Below are 22716 nucleotides of genomic sequence, written 5' to 3' on the forward strand. Positions count from 1 at the left end.
ACTTCGACACCGCGCTGATCGCCGGCGACCTCACCCTCTACGCCGGCTGGACCGTCAACGCGACTACGACCGTAGTACCTACCGAACGTCCCGGGACGGGAACGTCCCGGGGGTCCCGAACCCGGGGCCGAACGTCCAACCCCGGGACCGGAACCGTTCCGGTCCAACCCCGGGACTTCGGCCCCCGTAACGACCCGTTCCCGGTCGGGTCCGGGTAACGGGTCCCGGTCCGGTCCTTACCTACCGTTAACGGGCCCGACCTACGGTTACGGGGAACCAACGACACCGCCACCTCCGCGTGGGACTTCCACACCGCCCGCATCCGCGGCGAGCTGACCCTCTATGCGGGGTGGAAGGCCGAAAGGCACACGGTCGCCTTTGACTCCCGGAGCGGCAGCGCGGTGGCATCCGTGAGCGCCGACTTCGACAGCACCATCACCGCGCCCACCGCGCCCACGCGCACCGGGCACACCTTCACCGGCTGGTTCACCGACGCCGCGACCACGCTGCTCTGGGACTTCGACACCGCGCTGATCGCCGGCGACCTCACCCTCTACGCCGGCTGGACCCTCACGCCGATCACCATCACCATCAGCTGGGCCAACGGCGACGCACCGGAGACGCTCACGCTGCCCTACGGCAGCCTGCTCCCCCGGCCCGCGGACCCCGTCAAAGCCGGCCACACCTTCACCGGCTGGTTCAGCACGACCTTGGTGGGCACGCTCCCGACCGGCGCCCCTGCGAGCGTTCGGATCGGAGCGGGCACACTGCCGACACCGTGGGATTTCGACACGCCCCTGACCGGAGACATCGCGCTCTACGCCGGCTGGAGCACCAACAGCTACACGGTGAGTTTCGACCCCCGGGGCGGGAGCCCGGTGGCCTCCGCCGTCGCCGAATTCGGCCGCCCGATCGCCGCGCCGAACGCTCCCACCCGCGACGGCCACAGCTTCGCGGGCTGGTTCACGCAGGGCAGCGCAGGCACTGCCTGGAACTTCGCCACCGGGCTCAGCCGCGACGTGACCCTGTACGCGCGCTGGAAGACGGTTGAGCCTGCCCCCGCACCGACGCCCACGCCGACGCCACCGGCCCCGACTCCGCTGCCACCCACCCCGGCGCCGCCTGTCCCGCCGCGCCCGGAGACCCCTGCCGCGCCAGAGACGTCGGCTCTGCCCGCGACCGGCGTGAACGGCGTCCTACCGGCACTCGGCGCACTCGCCCTGCTGCTGGCAGGGGTTGGCGCTGTGGCAGCCCGCCGGAGCCGTCGCGGCTAGCGCCGCGCCGGGGGAACCCGAACGCACGGGTCCGGTCCGCGTCCCTCAACAATGCGGGCCGCCCGTGCGTATAGGGTCGCAGTGACGGGGAATCGCGACGAGGGAGTTGTTGTGGGAACGGACGCACCACGATCACGACGGCACCGGGGGGTCCGGGTGCTCGTCGCCGTGCTGGCCACACTGCTCGTGCTGCTCATCGTCACGGCCGGCATCGGCGTCTGGACGGTGCAGCGCTCCTTCCCCACGACGAGCGGCACGCTGACCGTGCCCGGGCTGACCCAGCCGGTTGCCGTGGCGAGGGATGCCGCCGGCATCCCGCAGATCACCGCCGACAACGCGCACGACCTGTTCTACGCGCAGGGCTTCGTGCACTCGCAGGACCGCTTCTGGGAGATGGACTTCCGGCGGCACGTGACCAGCGGACGCCTGTCCGAGATGTTCGGCGCCTCCCAGGTCGGCACCGACTCCTTCATCCGCACCCTCGGCTGGCGTACCATCGCCGAGGCCGAGGTGGCCATGCTCGACCCGGAGACGCTCGGCTACTACCAGGCGTATGCCGACGGGGTGAACGCCTACCTCGGCAGCCGTTCCGGCGCCGACCTCTCCCTCGAGTACGCGGTGCTCGGCCTGCAGAACTCGGAGTACCAGCCGGAGCGCTGGACGCCGGCGGACTCCGTGGCCTGGCTGAAGGCGATGGCGTGGGACCTGCGCAGCAACCTGGAGGACGAGATCGACCGGGCGCTGCTGGCAGCGGCGCTGCCGCCCGCAGACGTGGCGCTGCTGCACCCCGGCTACCCCTTCGCCAGCCACCCGACGATTGTGGGCGGCGCCGTCGCCCCCGCGGCTGCCCCGGCATCCGTCGATGTCTCGCCGCTGCCGGTTGAGGGGTCGGACCCTGCTGAGGCTCCGAATGCCGCTGCCGCTCCGGACGCCTCTGAAACTCCGGATGCCTCTGAAACTCCGGATGCCTCTGGCGCGCTCGCCCAGCCGGACGCGCTCGCCTCGCTCGCCGCGCTCAAGGAGAACCTCGCCGCACTGCCGGAGCTGCTCGGCCCGGCAGGCAACGAGATCGGATCGAACTCGTGGGTGGCGTCCGGGGCGCTGACGGCATCCGGAGCGCCCCTGCTCGCGAACGACCCGCACCTCGGCGCCGTGATGCCGTCGGTCTGGTACCAGATGGGCCTGCGCTGCAGCGAGATCTCGGATGCCTGCCCGTTCGACGTGGCCGGATACAGCTTCTCCGGCCTGCCCGGCATCATCATCGGCCACAACGACACCATCGCCTGGGGGCTGACCAACCTGGGCCCGGATGTCGCCGACCTGTTCCTGGAGCGCGTCGGCCCCGACGGCTACGAGCTGGATGGCGCCGTGCAGCCGCTCACCGTGCACACCGAGACGATCAAGGTCGCCGGCGGCGAGCCGGTGAAGCTGGAGATCCGCTCCACCGCGCGCGGGCCCCTCGTCAGCGACATCACCCCGCAGTTCACCAGCATCGCCGAAGACTACCCGGGCGCGAGCAGGCAGCCGGCCGGCGAGTACGCCCTGTCACTGCAGTGGACGGCGCTCGTGCCCGGCCAGACACCCTCCGCGGTCTTCGCGATCAACAAGGCCCGCAACTGGGACGAGTTCCGGGCCGGTGCCCGCCTGTTCGAGGTGCCGTCGCAGAACCTCATCTACGCCGACGTCACCGGCAACATCGGCTACCAGGCTCCGGGCCGGATCCCGATCCGGAGCGCGGGCGACGGCACGCTGCCGCTGCCCGGCTGGACGAGCGCGAACGGCTGGGTGGGCGAGATCCCGTTCGAGCAGCTGCCGAGCGTCTACAACCCGCCGAGCGGCCTGATCGTCACCGCCAACAACTCGGCCGTCGGTCCCGACTTCCCACAGATGATCACCCAGGACTGGGATCTCGGCTACCGCGCCCAGCAGATCAGCGGGCGGCTCGCTGCTGAGCTCGCCGCCGGCACGAAGTTCACGCCGACCAGCATGGCCTCCATCCAGGCCGACAACTTCAATGCGAACGCGGCGGCACTCGCGCCGGTGCTCGCGGCGCTCCCGCTGCGCCCCGAGGCGGCCGAGGCGCAGCGGCTGCTCGCGAACTGGGACTACTCGGATGACGTCGACTCGGCGGCATCCGCCTACTTCAACATGATCTGGCGGCAGCTGCTGGCGGCGATGTTCCACGACAAGCTTCCAGAGGGCACCTGGCCGGCCGGCGGCGACCGCTGGTTCGGCGTCGTCGGTGGCCTGCTCGAGCAGCCGGACTCGCCGTGGTGGACGAACGAGCGACTCGGCATCTCCGGGCGCGACGCTATGCTCACGTATGCGGCGGAGGAGGCGTGGGCGGAGGGCGTCCAGGAGCTCGGCAACGACCCGCGCAGGTGGGAGTGGGGCGATCTGCACACGCTGACACTCACCAACGCGAGCTTCGGCGAGTCGGGCATCGCGGCGATCGAGTGGCTGTTCAACCGCGGCCCGTTCCCGGTCGCCGGCGGCTCATCGGTCGTCAACGCGGTCGGCTGGGACGCGACGACGGGTTACACGGTCGACTGGGTGCCGTCGATGCGCATGGTGGTCAGCCTCGCCGACTTCGACGACTCCACGTGGGTGAACCTGACCGGTGCGTCCGGGCACGCGTTCAACCCGCACTACGACGACCAGGCGCCGCTCTGGCAGAAGCACAAGACGCGGCCGTGGGCGTTCACCCCGGATGCCGTGCGCGACTCCACCCACGACGTGCTGAAGCTCGAGCCCGCGCAGTAGGGGCGGTCTCGCGGCCCCCGCTCCTGCTGGTCGAGCTCGCGGCGCCCGCGCCCGCTCCCGCCGGTCGAGTAGGCCCGCCAGGGCCGTATCGAGACCCGGTCTCCGGACCGAAACCGTGCCACGCACGAGGTCTCGATACGCTCGTTCCTCGCTACTCGACCAACGGGATCGGCGGCGGCTCGCGCCGGTGGCTTCGGTCGCTGGCGCTCCCTCGAGCCAACGGGGTCTCGGCCAACGGGGGTCCCGCCCGCGCGGGGCGCCCGCTCCCGCAGGTCGAGTAGGCCCGCCAGGGCCGTATCGAGACCCGGTTTCCGACGAGAAACCGTGCCACGCACGAGGTCTCGATACGCTCGTTCCTCGCTACTCGACCAACGGGGTGGGCAGAGCCTCGCGCGGTGGTGGCTTCGGTCGCTGGCGCTCCCTCAAGCCAACGTGGGGACCGCCCCGGGGGGGGGGGGGGGGGGGGGGGGGTAACGGGCGAAACGACCCCGCCGGCCGAGGCCGACGGGGTCGTGTTCAGAGGGAGACGGGGTCTCAGCGCTCCGGGAAGTCGCGCGCGGGCGATCCCGTGTAGAGCTGCTGCGGGCGGCCGATCTTCGTCTGCGGGTCCGCGTTCATCTCACGCCAGTGCGCGATCCAGCCGGGCAGGCGCCCGATCGCGAACAGCACCGTGAACATGTGCGTCGGGAAGCCCATCGCCTTGTAGATGACGCCGGTGTAGAAGTCGACGTTCGGGTACAGGCGGCGGGACTTGAAGTACTCGTCCTCGAGCGCGATCTTCTCGAGCTCCATGGCGATGTCGAGCAGCTCGTCCTTGACGCCGAGCGCTTCGAGCACCTCGTGGGCGCTCTCCTTGACCAGCTTGGCGCGGGGGTCGTAGTTCTTGTAGACGCGGTGTCCGAAGCCCATCAGCTTGACGCCGGCTTCCTTGTTCTTGACGCGCTCTACGTAGCGGGCGACGCCCTCGCCGGAGTCGCGGATCTCGGCGAGCATCGTCAGCACGGCCTCGTTGGCGCCGCCGTGCAGCGGGCCGAACAGGGCGTTGATGCCGGCCGAGACGGAGGCGAACAGGTTGGCCTCGGTCGAGCCGACCAGGCGCACCGTCGAGGTGGACGCGTTCTGCTCGTGGTCCTCGTGCAGGATCAGCAGGCGCTCGAGCGCCTTCGACAGCACCGGGTTGACCTCGTAGGGCTCGGCCAGGTTGCCGAAGTTGAGCTTGAGGAAGTTGTCGACGAAGCTCAGCGAGTTGTCCGGGTACAGGAAGGCCTGGCCGATGCTCTTCTTGTGCGCGTAGGCAGCCATGACGGGCAGCTTGGCGAGCAGGCGGATGGTGGCCAGCTCGACGTGCTCGGGGTTCTTCGGGTCGATCGAGTCCTGGTAGTAGGTCGACAGGGCCGAGACACCGGATGCCAGCACCGACATGGGGTGGGCGTTGTGCGGCAGCGCGCCGAAGAACTTCTTCAGGTCCTCGTGCAGCAGCGTGTGCCGGCGAATCTTCTCGTCGAACTCGGCCAGCTCGGTCGGGGTGGGCAGCTCGCCGTAGATCAGCAGCCAGGCCGTCTCGAGGAAGCTCGCATTCTTCGCGATCTGCTCGATCGGGTAGCCACGGTAGCGGAGGATGCCCTCCTCGCCGTCGATGAACGTGATCGCCGACTTGGTCGAGGCCGTGTTCACGAAGCCGTAGTCCAGGCCGGTGAGACCGGTCTGCTTGGTCAGCGTGGACATGTCCAGGCTGTCTGGCCCGTCAACGCTGGAGATGATGGGGAACTCTGCGGTTCCGCCCGGGTAGCTCAGCGTTGCTACGGCCGGCTGTGCCGGAGTGGCTGATGCTGAACCGGCCTGTGTCTGATCGACGTCGCCCACGGGGCCTCCTGGATCCTGGATGGTGGAAGTAGAAGAAAGTTGATGGACGGGCACGCGATAGGCGGGCAGTCCGAGTTACAGCCTAATCCGCCCCACGGCCTACTGTTGCATCCGTTGAAGAACGGGCGATTCCGTTGGAGGAAAGCTCCTGAGAACCGGCTGAAAATGGGCACGCGGGCCCACAAGCTATGCTCGGCCCATGATTTCGAGGCGGGGGCTCGCGTGTTCTGTGGCGGCGGTGCTGCTTCTCGGCGGGGTGTCAGGATGCGGCAGCGCACCGCCGGAGGGAGCTTGGCTGATCAGCCCGACCCCCGTGAAAAACGACGGAATGGGGCCGCCCGACATCAGCTACGGAGGCGGTGTCATCACCGACGACACCGTGGGTGGGGTCTGGTACGTCTCGGCGGGATCTTGGCTCCGCTCCACCGCGACGGGCACGGTCACGCGCTTCAATGTCGAGCGGTGGCAGAGCAGGCAGGAGCTCGATGTCGCCGCGCTCTCCCCCACCCGGCTGTTGGTGCTCCTCCCGCTCGGCCAGAGCGCGCTGAGCACGGCGATCGAGCTCTTCGACACCGAGACCCGGCGGTCCGAGCCGTTCCTCGTCGGTCAGCGCACCCAGACCAGCCCCGATGCCCCACTCCCCTTCACCGCCGACGGCCCAATTGATGCCGCCTCGCCCCTCGGCCCGATCACCAGCATCGATGTCGACGCGGCCGGCGCACTCGTCTTCGTGGAGCGCGTGAACGTGGGACGGGCGGCGAACGACGAATACGTTGTGCGTCGGATGCTGCCGGGCGGCGAGCTGGAGACGGTGGCCGGCGTTCCGGTGCGTGCCGAGGGGCAGGAGGCCGTCGAGCAGCCCGGCGATGGCGAGCAGCTGCGCGGGAGCGCGCTGGCGGCGGCATCCGTCGACGTCTCGGCGGGAGATCCGCGTGGGATCGTGCTCGGCACCGAGCACGGCGTGTTCCAGATCCTGGAGGACGGCACGGCCCGCGTCGTCGCCGGCGCCCTCGACGAGGCGTCACCCCTCTGGGCGGCGCTCGAACCCGGCAACGTCGGCAACGTGCGGGTGCGCCCCGTCGACGCCTCGGCCGACGGGCGGATCGTGTACCACCTGGACGAATCCGGCCAACCCGCCAGCCACTTGGTCACGCCGGCCGCGCACGTCGACGGCGGCTCGGCCGAGTTCCGCGAACTCGTGCAGGGAACACCTGTCCGGGCGTCGGGCACGGGCCTCGCCGTCTGGCAGGGCAACGCCCCTCTCGCGGTCAGTCCGGCGCTGCGGAACGCCCGCACCGCAGCCTGGGTCGCCCCGGGCGTGCTCGTGGCGGTGGTGGGCGGCGGGCAGGACAACGGAGCGCTGCCGCGCGTGCAGCTCACGGCCGTGCGCTGACCGCCGCCCGGCGTGGCCGGTTGCGCGTCAGCCGCGCAGCCTGGCCGCGGCCGCCGCGATGCGCTCGTCGCTCGCGGTGAGCGAGAACCGCACGTGGTTCGGGTAGAAGTCGCCGTAGAACGTGCCGGGGCCGGCCAGAATGCCGAGACCGGCCAGCTTGTCGATGGACTCCCAGGCGCTCACACCCTCCGTCGCCCAGAGGTAGAGGCCGGCCTCGCTGTTGTCCATCGTGAAACCGGCGGCCAGCAGCGCGGGCAGCAACACCTCGCGGCGGGCCCGGTACAGCTCGCGCTGGGAGTCCACGTGCGCATCGTCGCCGAGGGCGACGACCATCGCCTCCTGCAACGGCGCAGGCAGCATGAGCCCGGCGTGCTTGCGCACGGTGAGCAGGCGCTGGATGACGCCGCCGCAGCCGGCGGCGAAGGCGGCGCGGTAGCCGGCCATGTTCGACTGCTTGCTCAGCGAGTAGACGGCGAGCACGTTCTTGCGGTCATCGCCGACGACGCGCGGGTCGAGGATGCTGGGGATCGGCTCGCCGTCCCACGGCGCGTCCCAGCCGAGTTCGGCGTAGCACTCGTCGCTGACGATGACGGCGCCGAGTTCGCGGGCGCGCTCGCGGGCGGCGCGCAGCTGCTCGATGCCGAGCACGCGGCCGTCCGGGTTGCCCGGGCTGTTCAGCCAGATGAGCTTGGTGCCCTCCGGCCACTCAGCGGGCTCGTCGGAGGCCAGGGCCTCGGCGCCGGCGATGGCCGCACCGATGGCGTAGGTCGGGTAGGCGGCGCGGGGGTGCACGATCGTGTCGCCCTCGCCGATGCCGAGCATGAACGGCAGCAGGGCGACGAGCTCCTTGGAGCCGATCGTCGGCAGCACGTTGCGCTCGGCCAGGCCCGGCACGCCGCGGCGGCGCTCGAACCAGTCGATGATCGCGCGCTGCAGGGCGGGCGTTCCCGCCGTCTGCGGGTAGGCGTGGGCATCCGTCGCCTGGGCCAGCGCGTCGCGGATGATGGCGGGCGTCGGGTCGACCGGCGAGCCGATCGAGAGGTCGACGATGCCGTCTGAGTGCCGGCGCGCACGCTCGGCGAACGGCACCATCTGGTCCCAGGGGTACTCTGGCAGCTCTTTCAGCACGGGGCGGGCGCCGGGGCTCAGTGAACCTGCGGTGGCAGCACCGCGATCACCGGGTGGTCCTTGGCGATGACGCCGACCTTGGCCGCGCCTCCCGGGGAGCCGATGTCGTCGAAGAACTCGACGTTGGCCTTGTAGTAGTCGGCCCACTGCTCGGGGAGGTCGTCTTCGTAGTAGATGGCCTCGACGGGGCACACCGGCTCGCAGGCACCGCAGTCGACGCACTCGTCGGGGTGAATGTAGAGCGAACGCTCACCCTCGTAGATGCAATCGACCGGGCACTCGTCAATGCAAGCGCGGTCTTTGACGTCGACGCACGGAAGAGCGATGACATAGGTCACGGTGTTCAGATTCCCTTCGCGAGCCCGCCGTGGAGGCGGTACCCACCAAGTCTACGCGCGCGCGGCGGGGCGGTCGGGCAATCGGGGCCACGCAATGACGATCGCGGCGATGATCGCGGGCGCCATCGTCCAGACCAAGCCGAGTGTGCCCTCCGGGATCAGCACCGAGCCGCCCGTGCTGCGCAGGGACAGCACGAAGATCGTCAGCAGCGCGCCGATCGCCGTGAACAGCACCGTGACCCGGTCGTGCAGAACCAGTCGCAGCCCGATCAGCAGTGCGGTGTAGCCGAGCAGGGCGAGCAGCAGGCCCCAGGGCACGGGCACCCCCGCGATCTCCGTCGTGATCTGGTGGGCGACGGTACCCATGGCCGCGAAGATCGCCCCGACCACGAAGCCGAGCACGGCGGCGCCGACGCGGCTGCCCGTGCTCGGTGCCTCGATGACCTCCGGCCGGCCGCCGCCGATCATCACGAACTGCTCGGTGCTGCCGAGCAGGTGCGGCTCCTGGCCGTCGAAGGCGACGGTGCGGTCGATCACGCTGACGCCGGGCAGCGCGGCCAGGGCGTCGCTCTTGGCGCCGAGCTGGTCGGCGACGTCGACGGCCACCAGGCGCTGGCCGGCCGGCATCCGGCCGCTCACGGCCAGGTAGACGGGCAGATGACGGGCGGATGCCTCGGCCACCGCCGCGGCGACCAGCACGGAGGCCGCGCTCTCGGTCAGGTCCGACCCCAGCGCGGGCACCACGATGGCCGTGCTCTGCTGCCGATCAATCGCGGAGGCGACGGCTGCGCGGGCGTCCGTCCCGGCGACGGCCTGCCCGCGAGCGCCCATCGCCCAGAGGCCGGCGTCCGCGTCGGCGGCCGCCTCAGCGGTGAGAACCGCGGCAACGGAGCCGGCTTCGATCAGCCGGGCGATCGTGCCGCCGGCCTGAGCCAGAGCGTCGCGGCCGTGGGGAAACACGAGGAGCACGCGCTCGTCTCGTCCATTCAGAACCACGTGCACCCATTTCGCTCGAGAACTACCCCAGGGGCTCATCCTAACCAGCGAGCGACTGGACATTCACGTTTCACAGGTCTACTCTCGACCACCGAAGGCATTTGCCCTAAGGGTAGCCTTACCAAACCCCCAGACTTCTCCGCACACGGAAGACGCATGTTCGCCAACTACCTGATCGGCCTCCGCGAGGGCCTCGAAGCCGCACTGATCGTCACGATCCTGATTGCCTACATTGTGAAGATCGATCGGCGCGACCTGCTCGGCCGCATCTGGCTCGGCATCGGGCTGGCCGTGCTGCTCGCGCTCGGCATCGGCGCCATCCTCACCTTCGGCACCTACGGCCTGAGCTTCGAGGCGCAGGAGGCCATCGGCGGCATCCTCTCGATCATCGCCACCGCGTTCGTCACCTGGATGGTGTTCTGGATGCTGCGCACCGCGCGCGATCTGAAGGGCGTGCTGCACGGCAACATCGACAAGCACCTCGACGGCACCGGCTGGGGCCTCGTCATCGTCGCGTTCCTCGCCGTCGGCCGCGAGGGCATCGAGACCGCGCTGTTCATCTGGGCCGCCGTTCAGGCAACCGGCGAGACGACGATGCCGATCCTCGGCGCCGGCCTCGGGATCCTCACCGCCGTCGGGCTCGGCTGGCTGCTCTACTCGGGCATGCTGCGCATCAACCTGTCGAAGTTCTTCACCTGGACCGGAGCCGCCCTCATCATCGTCGCCGGCGGCGTGCTCGCCTACGGGGTGCACGACCTGCAGGAGGCCGGCATTCTGCCCGGCCTGCACAACCTGGCCTTCGACGTCAGCGCTGCCATCCCGCCGGACAGCTGGTACGGCACCCTGCTCAAGGGCACCCTCAACTTCTCCCCCGCCACCACCTGGCTGGAGGCCATCGTCTGGCTCGCCTATGTCGTGCCGACGCTCACCATCTTCATCGTGAAGAGCCGCAAGGGCCGGCGCCCCAGCCCCGCACCGGCACCGGCTGCATCCGCGCCTGTCACCGCCTGACAACCTCCGCACCGCCAGACCCCCACCGAGGAGACCACTGTGTCACGCCTGCTTCGCCCCACCCTCTCCGTCGCCGCGACCGGCGCCGCCCTGCTGCTGCTCTCCGGCTGCGTCGCCAACAACCCGACGGCGGACGCCGAGCACACCGCGATCACCGTGGACAGCAGCTCCGACGCCTGCGCGATTGACACGGAGACCGCCCCGAGCGGCAACGTGCGCTTCACCGTGAAGAACTCCGGCGACCAGGTCACCGAGTTCTACCTCCTCGCCGGCGACGGCCTGCGCATCGTTGGCGAGGTCGAGAACATCGGCCCCGGCATCAGCCGCGACCTGGTCGTCCAGGCCCGCCCCGGCGACTACTACACGGTCTGCAAGCCGGGCATGATCGGCGCGGGAATCGGCAAGGCCGCGTTCACCGTGACCGACTCCGGCCACGACTTCGAGGCCGACGCCGACCTCACCGCGCAGGTCGCCACCGCGAACACCAACTACGCCGCGTACGTGAAGGACCAGATCGCCCAGCTCGTCGCCGGCACCGACGCCTTCGCCGCCGCCTACGTCGCCGGCGACGACGAGGAGGCTCGCGCCCTCTACGCGCCAACCCGTGTGCACTGGGAGCGCGTCGAGACCGTCGCGGAGTCGTTCGGCGACCTCGACCCGATGCTCGACCTCCGCGAGGCCGACCTCGAGGAGGGGCAGGAGTGGACCGGCTGGCACGCCATCGAGAAGGACCTCTGGCCCGCCGACGCCGAACCCGGCTTCGCCGCGTACACCCCGGAGCAGCGCCAGGCCCTCGCCGCGAAGCTCGTCGCCGACACCGCGACCCTGAACGAGAAGGTGCAGGTCCTCGAGTTCACGCTCGACATGCAGACTAACGGCGCGATCGGCCTGATGGACGAGGTGGCCAGCGGCAAGGTCACCGGCGAAGAGGAGTTCTGGTCGCACACCGACCTCTGGGACTTCCAGGCCAACGTCGACGGCGCCACCGTGCTCTACGGCGGCGTGCGCGACATCCTGCTGGCCAAGGACGCCGATCTCGCCGCGACGCTCGACACCGAGTTCGCCGCGCTGCAGACGCTGCTCGACGCCCAGCGCGACGGCGATGGCTTCCGCCTGTACACCGAGCTCAGCCCGGCCGAGATCCGCGCCTTCTCCGACCAGGTGAACGCGCTCGGCGAGCCGCTGAACCAGCTCACCGCCACCCTCGTGCTCAACTAATCTGGAACGTATGAACACCTCTGACGGCCGCTCCCCCGGCGATTCTGCCGAGGGGGCCGCCGATCGCCCCGCGGGCGCGGAGCAGGCGACGGATGACGCCGCTGCCGCCCCGCGCGGGCTCTCTCGCCGCGGCCTGCTCGGCCTCGCCGGAGCCACCGTCGCGGGCATCGGGCTGGGCATCGGCGCCGACCGCGCCGTGCTCGCGGCATCCGGGGCAGGAGCCGGCGCCCCGAACGCCGCCAACTACCCGTTCTACGGCAGCCACCAGGCCGGCATCGTCACGCCGGCCCAGGACCGGCTGCACTTCGCGGCCTTCGACATGGCCGGCGACGCCGGCCGGGCCGAGTTGATCGAGTTGCTGCAGGACTGGACGGTCGCCGCGGCCGCCATGACGGCCGGCCGCGACATCGGCGACTTCGGCGCCGTCAGCGGCAACTACGACGCCCCGCCGGAGGACACCGGGGAGGCGCAGGGGCTCCCCGAGAGCGGCCTGACCATCACCTTCGGTTTCGGCCCGGCGCTGTTCCGCGACGCCCAGGGCGCCGACCGCTTCGGCATCGCAGGCCGCCAGCCCGCGCTGCTCAGCCGGCTGCCGCACTTCCCCGGCGACATGCTCGACCCGGCGTCCTCCGACGGCGAGCTCTGCATCCAGGCGTGCGCCGACGACCCTCAGGTGGCCGTGCACGCCATCCGCAACCTCACCCGCATCGCCTTCGGCCGGGCGACGTTGCGCTGGTCCCAACTCGGCTTCGGGCGCACCTCGTCCACCAGCACCGCCCAGGCGACCCCGCGCAACCTGTTCGGCTTCAAGGACGGCACCGCGAATGTGAAGGCGGAGGAGACCGCCACGGTCAACGAGCAAGTGTGGGTGCAGGGCGGCGACGGGCCGGCCTGGCTCGCCGGCGGCAGCTACCTGGTGGCCCGCCGCATCCGGATGACGATCGAGACCTGGGACCGGACGATCCTGCGCGAGCAGGAGGCCGTGTTCGGGCGGACGAAGGGCGAGGGGGCGCCGCTCTCCGGCGGCACCGAGTTCACGGAGCCGGACTTCGAGATCACCGGCCGGGGCGAGAAACCGCTCATCGCCGACACGGCGCACGTGCGGCTCTCCCACCCGAGCCACAACGGGGGCGCGGCCCTGCTGCGCCGGGGCTACAACTTCGTCGACGGCAACGACGAGCTGGGGCGGCTGAACGCCGGCCTGTTCTTCCTCAGCTACCAGCGCTCGCCCGAACAGTTCGTGACGGTGCAGTCGCAGCTGGCCAAGAATGACGCATTGAACGAGTACATCCGGCACGTGGGATCCGCGCTGTTCGCGGTGCCGGCCGGGGTGCGCCAGGGCGGTTACGTCGGCGAGGCGCTGTTCGCCTAGGCCCGTTCGCGCGCCGAGCAGGCCCGTTCGCGCGCCAGGCCAACGGCGCCGGGCCTCTGTGGCCGGGCCGTTGGCGGGCTGGGCTCCTAGGTGGGCACCACCGTGTAGAGCACGCCCTGCTCGCTGCCGACGACCATGACGACGTACTTCCCGTTCGAGCCAAAGTAGCTCGCCCCGGTGATGCCGTCCACTTCGGGCAGCTTCTCGGGGGTGAAGTTCTCCGGCGGGGTGAAGCCGGCGGCCTCGAGCTGCGCCTGTGCGTCTGCGACCGGGTCGGCCGCCGTGGACTTGATGACGACGACCCAGCCGGCCGAGCCGTCGGGGTTCTTGCCGCCGCCGACAATGTCCCCCTCGATCACGGGGACCTCGCTCGGCCAGCCGGCCGGCATCTGACCGACCGACACGGCTCCTCCGGTGGCATCCTCGACGGCGCCGGTGACGGCTCCGCCGACGGCGTCGCCGACGCTGCTGCAGCCAGCCAGCAGCGGGGCGCCGAGCAGCACGGCCGCGAGGGCCAGGGGGGCGACGACTCGCCTGCGTAGGGTATTCATGGAGTTGCTCCGTTCAGGACTTCTCTGGCGACCGCTTCGCGCTCGCCCATTCAGTTTACGGCTGGCCAGGAGGGCGCAGCTGGGAGGATCCGGCTATCCGGCGTAGGTGTTCAGCCACCCGGCCGGGTCGAATCGCACGCCATCCGTGTAGTACATCTCCAGGTGCAGGTGCGGCCCGGTCGACTGACCGGTGGTGCCGACGACGCCGATGAGCTGGCCGGCGCTGACCGTCTCGCCGACGGAGACGGTCATCGAACCGTACTCCATGTGGCCGTACGAGCTTGAGACGGACTGGCCGTCGACGACGTACTGGATGTCGACGTGTGTGCCGAGCCCGCCGCTGTCGTTGGCGGCCACGGTCACGACGCCGTCGGCCATCGCGACGATGGGCGTCCCGGCGCCGGGGTTGAGGTCGAGCCCGTCGTGGAATGTCGAGCAGCCGTCACACGGCGCCGAGCGCGGCCCGAAGCTGTCGGAGACGCGCGTGCCGGCGGGCACGGGCCAGACGACCGCTCCTGTGGCAGCGGCCGCGGCCGGCGCGGCGGGCTCGGGAGCCGGCGCGGGGGCGACGTAGGCCTCAGCGAGGTACTCGGCGTGCTCCGCGACGGGCTGCTGCAGGCCGGCGAGCTCGACGGTCTGGGAGTCCGGCGCGGTGTGGGACGCAGCCGCGGCATCCGCCGTCTCGCCGGCCACGACGAGCGCGGCGGCCGGAGTCGTCGGCAAGGCGGCGAAGCCCAGCGAGGTGGCCATGGCCACGCCGGTCAGCAGGACGCGGACGGTGCGGGAGGCCTGGCGGGTGTCGGGCGAGGTGCCATCGGCGGGCGAGGACGCGGACGTTCTGAAGGGAAGGAAGATGCTCATAACTGAGGAGGGTGCGGCGCATGCTTTCGGGTCAGAGGGAGCGCCGCAGCCGCGGGGCGCGCAAGCAATCTGACGAGTGTAGAAACCCGCCCTGAGCGGGCCCGGCGGTACCGATCTGTTTCCCCTGAGAACTCCTCAGCTTTGCGGATGCCGCCGGCCCCCGCAGACGCAGAAACGGCCGCCACGCAATACGTGGCGGCCGTTTCGGATCCGGGTGTTTAGCCCTGGTTCTGCTTCTTCATGCGCGAGTAGGTGCGGGCACGCGCGGTCGAGTCGAGCTCCACCTTGCGGATGCGCACGAACTCGGGCGTGACCTCGACGCACTCGTCCTCGCGGGCGAACTCGAGCGACTCCTCAAGGGTGAGCTTGCGCGACGGGGTCATGCGCTCGAAGGAGTCGGAGGTGGACTGACGCATGTTGGTCAGCTGCTTCTCCTTGGTGATGTTCACGTCCATGTCATCGGCGCGCGAGTTCTCTCCGACGACCATGCCCTCGTAGACCTCCTGCGTGGGCTCGACGAAGAACGACATGCGCTCCTGCAGGGCAACCATGGCGAACGGCGTTGCAACACCGGCGCGGTCGGCCACGATGGAGCCGTTCGTGCGGGTGGTGATCTCGCCGGCCCACGGGGCGTAGCCGTGCGAGACGGCGTTGGCGATGCCCGCACCGCGGGTGATGGTCATGAACTCGGTGCGGAAGCCGATGAGGCCGCGCGACGGGACGACGAACTCCATGCGGACCCAGCCGGTGCCGTGGTTGGACATGCCGTCCATCAGGCCCTTGCGGGCGGCGAGCAGCTGCGTGATGGCGCCGAGGAACTCCTCGGGAGCGTCGATCGTGAGGTGCTCGTAGGGCTCGTGCGTCTTGCCGTCAATCTTCTTCAGCACCACCTGCGGCTTGCCGACGGTGAGCTCGAAGCCCTCACGACGCATCTGCTCGACCAGGATCGACAGGGCGAGCTCGCCACGACCCTGAACTTCCCAGGCGTCCGGGCGGCCGATGTCGACCAGCTTGAGCGAGACGTTGCCGACGAGCTCACGGTCCAGGCGATCCTTGACCATGCGGGCGGTGAGCTTGTGGCCCTTGACCTTGCCGACGATCGGCGAGGTGTTGGTGCCGATGGTCATCGAGATGGCGGGGTCGTCGACCGTGATGGTCGGCAGCGGGCGCACGTCGTTGACGTCGGCGAGGGTCTCGCCGATGAAGATGTCCTCGAAGCCGGCGACGGCGACGATGTCACCGGGGCCAGCGCTCTCGGCGGGGAAGCGGTCCAGCGCCTTCGTGATGAAGAGCTCGGTCACGCGCACGTTCGCAACGGTTCCGTCGTGCTTGACCCAGGCCACGGTCTGGCCCTTCTTGATCGTGCCCTGGAAGATGCGCAGCAGCGCCAGGCGACCGAGGAACGGCGAGGAGTCGAGGTTGGTGACCCAGGCCTGCAGCGGGTGCTCGTCGTCGTAGACGGGGGCGGGCACGTGCTTGAGGATGGCCTCGAACAGCGGCTCGAGGTCGTCGTTGTCGGGCAGCGAGCCGTTGGCCGGCTTGTTCAGGCTGGCGGCGCCGTTACGGCCCGATGCGTACACAACGGGCACGTCGAGGATGGAGTCCAGGTCGAGGTCGGGGACCTCGTCGGCCATGTCGCTGGCGAGGCCGAGGAGCAGGTCCTGGCTCTCGGCGACGACCTCATCGATACGGGCGTCGGGGCGGTCGGTCTTGTTGACCAACAGGATGACGGGGAGCTTGGCCTCGAGCGCCTTGCGCAGCACGAAGCGGGTCTGCGGGAGCGGGCCCTCGCTGGAGTCGACGAGCAGAACGACGCCGTCCACCATGGAGAGACCGCGCTCGACCTCGCCACCGAAGTCGGCGTGGCCGGGGGTGTCGATGACGTTGATGACGATCGGGCCGTCGGTGGCGTGCTTGCCCTTGTACGAAACCGCCGTGTTCTTGGCGAGGATCGTGATGCCCTTTTCGCGCTCCAGCTCGTTGGAGTCCATGGCGCGCTCTTCGAGGTGAGCGTGCTCGGCGAAGGAGTCGGTCTGGCGCAGCATGGCGTCAACCAGAGTCGTCTTGCCGTGGTCAACGTGGGCGACAATCGCCACATTTCGGAGGTTATCGCGCGTGGCGAGTGCCATAAAAGTTTGTCCTTGGTCTGCTTTGTGCGTTGAGTTGCGCCTCGCGGCGAGCACTCTGCTCGACGGGATCAGGCTGAGAAGAGCACTGATGAAGCGCGCGATAGGGCCGGTCTTGCGGTTGCGAAATCGAGGTTCGCTGATACCCTATGCGACTAGTTTACCCTGAATTGCAAGAAAATCGGCCCAGCCCCCGGATGCCGGGGACTGGGCCGATCTGTGAACTGCGGGTTACTCCCCCGGAACGCTAGCGTCCAAAGACGAAGTTTCCGCCGGGAATGGCGGCCAGCAGGTCCTGCGTGTAGGTCTCGCGGGGGTTGTCGAAGACCTCATCGGTCGTCGCCGCCTCGATGATCTCGCCCTTCTTCATGACGCAGACGTTGTCGGCGATCAGGCGCACGACCGCGAGGTCGTGCGTGATGAAGAGGTAGGTGAGCCCCAGCTCGGTCTGCAGCTCGGTGAGCAGGTTCAGGATCTGACCCTGCACGAGCACGTCGAGGGCGGAGACCGCCTCGTCGAGCACGAGCACGTCGGGCTTGAGCGCGAGCGCCCGGGCCACGGCGATGCGCTGACGCTGGCCACCCGAGAGCTCGCTCGGGTAGCGGTAGCGCGTGGAGGCCGGCAACGACACCTGGTCGAGCAGCTCGAGCACGCGGGCCTGGCGTTCCTTGGCGGTGCCGACCTTGTGCGCGAGCAGCGGCTCGGCGATCGTGTTGCCGACGCTGTACTGCGGGTCGAGCGAGCCGTACGGGTCCTGGAACACCGGCTGCACGCGGCGGCGGAACTTGAGCAGATCCGCCCCCTTCAGCGCAGCGACGTCCTGGCCGTCGAACTCGATCTTGCCGCTGGTGATGCTCTCCAGCTGCAGGATCAGCTTCGCCACGGTCGACTTGCCGGAGCCGGACTCGCCCACGATGGCCGTGGTCGTTCCGCGCTGCACACCGAAGCTCACGCCGTTGACGGCCTTGAGCTCGTTGTACTTGAAGCCCTGCTGACGAATGCGGTACGTCTTGGAGACGTTCTGCACCGAGATCAGCGGCTTGTCCGGTGCGGCCTGCTCGCGCTCTGCAGCGCGGGCGATCAGCGTCGCGTCGAGCGAGTCGCCGGAGAAGATCGCGGGCGCCGCGGCGTCCGCGTGCTTGGCCGACTGGATACGCCGCGAGGCGAGGCTCGGCGCCGCCGAGACCAGGCGCTGCGTGTACGGGTGCTGCGGGTTCGCGAGGATCTCCTGCGAGGAGCCGGACTCGACGATCTTGCCGCGGTACATCACCACGAGCTGCTCCGCGCGCTCCGCCGCAAGGCCGAGGTCGTGCGTGATGAAGAGCACCGAGGTGCCGTAGTCACGCGTGAGCGTGCCGAGGTGGTCCAGGATCTGGCGCTGCACCGTCACGTCGAGGGCCGAGGTCGGCTCGTCGGCGATCAGGAGCTTCGGGCGGGCCGAGAGGCCGATGCCGATGAGCACGCGCTGGCGCATGCCGCCAGAGAACTGGTGCGGATACTGCTTGAGGCGCTCGGATGCGTCGCTCAGGCCGGCCTCCTGCAGAACCTGGATGGCGCGCAGGCGCGCCTCCTTGCCCTGCGCGATGCCGTTGGCCTTGATGGCCTCCTCGACCTGGAAGCCGATGTTCCAGACCGGGTTGAGGTTCGACATCGGGTCCTGCGGCACGTAGCCGATCAGGCGGCCGCGCACGTCCTGGATCTCCTTGGCGGGGAGCTTGGTCAGGTCGCGGCCCTCGAACAGGATCTCGCCGCCGGTCACCGATCCGGTGCCGGGGAGGAGGTCGATGATCGCCTGGGCGGTCGTGGTCTTGCCCGACCCCGACTCCCCCACGATGGCCAGGCTCTGGCCGGCGTAGAGGGTGAGGTCGACGCCGCGGACGGCGGGCACGAGGCCGCGCTGGGTGCGGAAGCCCACCTCGAGGTTGCGAATCTGCAGCAGGGGCGTTTCCGAGGTATCGATGGTCTCGCTCTGGTTCTCGTTCAGGATCTGTGTCATCGCCGTGCCCTCGCTGCCGGGTCTAGTGCGTCACGCACAACGTCGCCGAGCATCAGGAACGACAGCACGGTGATGGAGAGTGCAGCAGACGGGAGCAGCAGAACCTGAGGGTTCGTGCGGATCGACGTCTGCGCCTGTGCGATGTCATTGCCCCACGACATCACGGTCGGCGGGAGGCCGATACCGAGGAAGGAGAGCGTGGCCTCTGCAACGATGAACGTGCCGAGCGAGATCGTCGCGACCACGATCACCGGGGCGATCGAGTTCGGCACCACGTGACGGAGCAGGATCTTGAACTTCGACACGCCGAGCGCCGTGGAGGCGGTGACGTAGTCGGAGTTGCTCGCTGACAGCACGGCGCCGCGCATGATGCGGGCGATCTGCGGCCAGGCGAACACGGCCAGCACGAATGCCACCGTGAGCGGCGTGCGCTCCGGGATGACCGACATCAGAACGATCGCACCGAGAACGGTGGGGATCGCGAAGAAGATGTCGCCGACGCGCGAGACGAACGCGTCGAGGAATCCACCGTAGTAGCCGGCGAGCGATCCGACGATGATGCCGCTGATCGTGACCAGCAAGGTCGCGATCAGGCCGACGGTGACAGATGCCTGCGTGCCGAAGATGATGCGCGCGTAGACGTCACAGCCCTGGCGGGTGAACCCGAGCGGGTGCCCCGCGGTCGGGGCCCCATTGCTGTTCGCCAGCTCACAGCCGAGGTTGGGCGACACCGAGGTGAAGAGCCCGGGGAAGGCCGCCACCGTGACGATCAGGACGATCAACGCGGAGGAGATCCAGAACGACGGCCGACGGCGCATGGAGTCCCATGCGTCATCCCAGGTGCTGCGAGCCTTCTGCGACTCGTCGAGCTTGTCGACGGCGACAACAGGTGTCTCTTCGATCGGAGCAACGAAGTGCTCCTGGAATTTTCTATTTTGCATAGCGGATCCTCGGGTCAAGCAAGGCGTAGAGCAGATCGACGAGCAGGTTCGCGACGACGAAGATGATCACCATGATCGCTACGAACGAGACGACGGTCGGTCCCTCGCCCAGGATCACGGCGCGGTAGACGGTACCGCCGACGCCGTTGATGTTGAAGATACCTTCGGTCACGATCGCGCCCACCATGAGCGCTCCGAGGTCGACACCGAGGAAGGTGACAACGGGAACAAGTGAGTTGCGCAGAACGTGGACAGAGACGACGCGACGGCGAGACAGCCCCTTTGCTGTTGCCGTGCGAACGAAGTCCGCGTTCAGGTTGTCGGCGACGCTGGCCCGGGTCAGGCGCACAATGTACGCGAATGACACGGATGCCAGCACGATGGCCGGGAGGACCAACTCGCTATACGGAGCCGCACTGCTGACGGTCGTGCGCGCCCATCCCAGCTGAATGCCGAAGACGTACTGCAGCACGAAGCCGATGACGAAGGTCGGAACCGAGATCAGCAGGAGGCTGACCACGAGTGCGCTCGCGTCGAACAGCTTGCCCTTGCGCAGACCCGCGACCAGACCGACGATGATGCCGAAGACGGCTTCAAAGAACAGGGCGAGGGTGGCGAGGCGCAGTGTGATCGGGAAGGCCTGGGCCATGACATCGCTGACCGGGCGACCAGAGTAGGTCGTGCCGAAGTCACCCTGGAACAGCCCGCCGATGTAGAGGAGGTACTGCACGATGAACGGCTTGTCGAGGTTGTACTGGGCCCGGACCTGCTCAATAACGCCAGGGGCGGGGGGTCGATCGCCGTAGAGCGCGAGGATCGGGTCTCCGGGGAGAGAGAAGACCATGAAGTAGATCAAGAATGTCGCGCCAAAGAAGACGGGAATCATCTGGAGAATACGTCTGCCGGTGTACCACAGCATCAGCATCCTCCGTTCACAGAGAGAAGCATGGGGGTCACAATCACTGTAGAAGCCTAGTCGCCCTGCTGCCCGGGTTTGTGACTCGGGCAGCAGGGCGAGCTATGAACTGAAGTTAGTAGCGGAGTGCTATTCCTTCGTGATCTGGCTGTACAGCGGGACGGAGTCCCAACCGAACACCACGTTGTCGACCTGGTCAGACCAGACGCCCACGACGTTGGAGTACCAGAGCGGAACGGTGGCGAGGTCCTTCAGCAGGACCTCCTGTGCTGCCTGGTACTTCGCGGTTGCATCTTCGATGCTGGTGGCGTTCGAGCCGTCCTTGAGGAGGGCGTCGAAGTCGGGGTTGGTGTAGCCCTCGTAGTTGCTGCCTGCACCGGTCTGGTAGAGCGGGGCGAGGAAGTTGTACATCGAGGGGTAGTCGCCCTGCCAGCCGGCGCGAACGCCGCCGGTCAGCGTCTGGTTCTTGCGGTCGTCCAGCATTGCGGCGAACGTCGGGTAGGGCTTGCCAGCGGCGGTGATGCCGAGCGTGTTCGCGATGCTGTTGGTGACAGCCTCGACCCAAGCCTGGTGGCCACCGTCGGAGTTGTAGGCAATGGTGAACTCGCCCGTGAACGGAGCGATCGCGTCAGCCTGAGCCCAGACCTTCTTGGCCTCTTCCGGGTTGTACGCGAGGACGTCAGCGCCCTCGAGCTTGTCGGTCCAGCCGTTGATGACCGGCGAGGTGTAGTCGGTCGCCGGGGTACGGGTGCCCTGGAAGATGACGTCGGTGATCTCGTCGCGGTTGATCGACATCGAGATGGCGTGACGGCGCAGCTGGCCCTCTTCACCGCTGAAGTGCGCGATGTACTCGGGGATGTTGAACGCCTGGAAGATCGCGGCAGCCTGGTTGGCCGAGCGCTCCGGGAAGTCAGACTCGAAGGTCTGGAATGCCGAGTCGGGCACACCGTCGAGAACGTCGAGGTTTCCACCCTGAGCGTCGGCGTATGCAGCCTCAAGCGTCGGGTAGAAGATGATCGTCAGGCCACCGTTGACGGGGGTGCGGACACCCTTGTAGTCAGGGTTGGTGATCAGGTCGATCTTCTCTTCGTGCACCCATGCGGTGTCGGAGGCCAGCATGTACGGGCCGTTTCCGATGGGGTTCTGGCCGAAGGCCTCCATGTCGGCGAGGCCGGCCTTGGGCAGCGGCATGTATGCCGTGTAGCCCAGACGCAGCGGCCAGTCGGCCTCGGGAGCGGACAGCTCGACCGTGAAGGTCTTGTCGTCAACGATCTGCAGACCGGTGAGCTCGGTGTCCTCCTCGTAGGAGAAGCCGACGATGTTGTCGAAGAAGTAGGAGGCGCTCTGCGCGTTGCTGAACAGTGCGGCGTACTTCCATGCGTCGACGAAGGAGGCAGCGTCAACGGCTTCGCCGTTGGTGAACTTCCAGCCGTCGTTGAGCGTGACGGTCCAGTTGGTGGCGTCGTCGGACTCGATCGACTTTGCGACCTCGTTCTCGATGCTGCCGGTAGCCGTGTAGGACACCAGACCAGCGAAGATCGACGTGGTGATCTTGCCGCCACCGGTCTCGGTGGTGTTGGCGGGGAGCAGCGGGTTCTGCGGCTCGGAACCGTTGGTGGTGACGATGGCCGTCGAGCTGCCTGCGCCGCTCGTGCTGCCTTCGCCGCTGCCGGTGTCGGTCGCGCAACCGCTGAGCGCGAGCGCGCTGGCGGCAGCAAGAGCGACGGCGACGAGGCCTAGCTTCTTGATCTTCAAGTTTTCCTCCTGTGCAAAGTGGGCAACGGCAGCACGGATCTTTGTCGCACCGCCGCGCCAAGTACCCACGAGAGTATGCAGCGCGGCGGGCATCTGCAAATCCGAGGGGAAACCGTTACAGACCAGCAATGTCAAGCGCATTTTTCTTGCAGGTTCTTACAAAAATCACCAGATTCTGGTCGCTCATCGCAGGATCTTGCGAAGGCGGTCCGTG

17 protein-coding genes are annotated in these 22716 nt (G+C 68.7%); 6 read left to right on the plus strand and 11 right to left on the minus strand.

The window, feature by feature from the left end:
- The first annotated feature begins 332 nt into the window (after window positions 1-332).
- Window positions 333-1274, plus strand: coding sequence for an InlB B-repeat-containing protein (locus tag GY24_RS13225; RefSeq protein ID WP_267892617.1), 942 nt, complete (start codon window positions 333-335; stop codon window positions 1272-1274).
- A 156-nt stretch (window positions 1275-1430) separates the two neighbouring features.
- Window positions 1431-4037 carry a penicillin acylase family protein gene (locus tag GY24_RS13230; RefSeq protein ID WP_233279363.1) on the plus strand — a complete coding sequence of 869 codons (2607 nt, stop codon included), beginning with the start codon at window positions 1431-1433 and terminating at the stop codon, window positions 4035-4037.
- A 534-nt stretch (window positions 4038-4571) separates the two neighbouring features.
- Here the strand turns inward: GY24_RS13230 and GY24_RS13235 are convergent.
- On the minus strand, window positions 4572-5831 hold the full coding sequence (locus GY24_RS13235) for a citrate synthase (protein WP_231919444.1): 1260 nt from the start codon (window positions 5829-5831) through the stop codon (window positions 4572-4574).
- Between the two features lie 382 nt (window positions 5832-6213).
- On the opposite strand from GY24_RS13235, the gene GY24_RS13240 reads away from it, so the two are divergent.
- Window positions 6214-7293, plus strand: coding sequence for a hypothetical protein (locus tag GY24_RS13240; protein WP_133161193.1), 1080 nt, complete (start codon window positions 6214-6216; stop codon window positions 7291-7293).
- Between the two features lie 27 nt (window positions 7294-7320).
- Here GY24_RS13240 and dapC read toward each other — a convergent pair whose 3' ends face one another.
- The 3 genes from dapC to GY24_RS18105 are packed head-to-tail and all read right to left on the minus strand — an operon-like array spanning window position 7321 to window position 9728.
- Window positions 7321-8421, minus strand: coding sequence for a succinyldiaminopimelate transaminase (gene dapC, locus GY24_RS13245; RefSeq protein ID WP_324778432.1), 1101 nt, complete (start codon window positions 8419-8421; stop codon window positions 7321-7323).
- A 17-nt stretch (window positions 8422-8438) separates the two neighbouring features.
- Window positions 8439-8759, minus strand: coding sequence for a ferredoxin (gene fdxA, locus GY24_RS13250; protein ID WP_083364541.1), 321 nt, complete (start codon window positions 8757-8759; stop codon window positions 8439-8441).
- Window positions 8760-8810: 51 nt separating this feature from the next.
- The gene (locus tag GY24_RS18105) at window positions 8811-9728 is read right to left on the minus strand and encodes a hypothetical protein (protein ID WP_233279364.1); all 918 of its coding nucleotides are present in this window, start codon (window positions 9726-9728) and stop codon (window positions 8811-8813) included.
- A 183-nt stretch (window positions 9729-9911) separates the two neighbouring features.
- On the opposite strand from GY24_RS18105, the gene efeU reads away from it, so the two are divergent.
- The 3 genes from efeU to efeB are packed head-to-tail and all read left to right on the plus strand — an operon-like array spanning window position 9912 to window position 13356.
- The gene (gene efeU, locus GY24_RS13260; protein ID WP_104476538.1) at window positions 9912-10766 is read left to right on the plus strand and encodes an iron uptake transporter permease EfeU; all 855 of its coding nucleotides are present in this window, start codon (window positions 9912-9914) and stop codon (window positions 10764-10766) included.
- A 39-nt stretch (window positions 10767-10805) separates the two neighbouring features.
- The gene (gene efeO / locus GY24_RS13265) at window positions 10806-11984 is read left to right on the plus strand and encodes an iron uptake system protein EfeO (RefSeq protein WP_104476540.1); all 1179 of its coding nucleotides are present in this window, start codon (window positions 10806-10808) and stop codon (window positions 11982-11984) included.
- Window positions 11985-11994: 10 nt separating this feature from the next.
- A complete protein-coding gene (gene efeB / locus GY24_RS13270; RefSeq protein WP_104476542.1) occupies window positions 11995-13356 on the plus strand; it encodes an iron uptake transporter deferrochelatase/peroxidase subunit in 1362 nt (453 codons plus the stop codon).
- A gap of 86 nt (window positions 13357-13442) precedes the next feature.
- Here the strand turns inward: efeB and GY24_RS13275 are convergent, their stop codons facing one another.
- The 7 genes from GY24_RS13275 to GY24_RS13305 all read right to left on the minus strand — a co-directional run bounded on the left by GY24_RS13275 (window position 13443) and on the right by GY24_RS13305 (window position 22502).
- The gene (locus GY24_RS13275) at window positions 13443-13907 is read right to left on the minus strand and encodes a hypothetical protein (protein ID WP_133161194.1); all 465 of its coding nucleotides are present in this window, start codon (window positions 13905-13907) and stop codon (window positions 13443-13445) included.
- A gap of 93 nt (window positions 13908-14000) precedes the next feature.
- Window positions 14001-14768, minus strand: coding sequence for a M23 family metallopeptidase (locus tag GY24_RS13280; protein ID WP_104476544.1), 768 nt, complete (start codon window positions 14766-14768; stop codon window positions 14001-14003).
- A 218-nt stretch (window positions 14769-14986) separates the two neighbouring features.
- A complete protein-coding gene (gene typA / locus GY24_RS13285; protein WP_104476546.1) occupies window positions 14987-16897 on the minus strand; it encodes a translational GTPase TypA in 1911 nt (636 codons plus the stop codon).
- Between the two features lie 244 nt (window positions 16898-17141).
- A complete protein-coding gene (locus GY24_RS13290) occupies window positions 17142-18890 on the minus strand; it encodes a dipeptide ABC transporter ATP-binding protein (RefSeq protein WP_104476549.1) in 1749 nt (582 codons plus the stop codon).
- On the minus strand, window positions 18887-19831 hold the full coding sequence (locus tag GY24_RS13295) for an ABC transporter permease (RefSeq protein WP_083364548.1): 945 nt from the start codon (window positions 19829-19831) through the stop codon (window positions 18887-18889). Before GY24_RS13295 ends, GY24_RS13290 begins: the two co-directional genes overlap by 4 nt.
- Window positions 19821-20750, minus strand: coding sequence for an ABC transporter permease (locus GY24_RS13300; RefSeq protein ID WP_083365475.1), 930 nt, complete (start codon window positions 20748-20750; stop codon window positions 19821-19823). The genes GY24_RS13295 and GY24_RS13300 overlap by 11 nt, the downstream gene beginning before the upstream one ends.
- 126 nt (window positions 20751-20876) lie before the next feature.
- Window positions 20877-22502 (minus strand): peptide ABC transporter substrate-binding protein, encoded by a 1626-nt coding sequence (locus tag GY24_RS13305; protein ID WP_083364549.1) that lies wholly within the window; start codon window positions 22500-22502, stop codon window positions 20877-20879.
- Window positions 22503-22716 lie beyond the last annotated feature (214 nt).

It is taken from the genome of Microterricola pindariensis, assembly GCF_002936985.1.
Classification (GTDB): Bacteria; Actinomycetota; Actinomycetes; order Actinomycetales; family Microbacteriaceae; genus Microterricola; species Microterricola pindariensis.

Coding starts and splice junctions, on each gene's coding strand:
- efeB (WP_104476542.1), top strand. CDS start 11,995: ATGAACACCTCTGACGGCCGCTCCCCCGGCGATTCTGCCGAGGGGGCC.
- efeU (WP_104476538.1), top strand. CDS start 9,912: ATGTTCGCCAACTACCTGATCGGCCTCCGCGAGGGCCTCGAAGCCGCA.
- GY24_RS13300 (WP_083365475.1), bottom strand. CDS start 20,750: ATGCTGTGGTACACCGGCAGACGTATTCTCCAGATGATTCCCGTCTTC.
- GY24_RS13280 (WP_104476544.1), bottom strand. CDS start 14,768: ATGAGCATCTTCCTTCCCTTCAGAACGTCCGCGTCCTCGCCCGCCGAT.
- typA (WP_104476546.1), bottom strand. CDS start 16,897: ATGGCACTCGCCACGCGCGATAACCTCCGAAATGTGGCGATTGTCGCC.
- GY24_RS13295 (WP_083364548.1), bottom strand. CDS start 19,831: ATGCAAAATAGAAAATTCCAGGAGCACTTCGTTGCTCCGATCGAAGAG.
- GY24_RS13275 (WP_133161194.1), bottom strand. CDS start 13,907: ATGAATACCCTACGCAGGCGAGTCGTCGCCCCCCTGGCCCTCGCGGCC.
- GY24_RS13290 (WP_104476549.1), bottom strand. CDS start 18,890: ATGACACAGATCCTGAACGAGAACCAGAGCGAGACCATCGATACCTCG.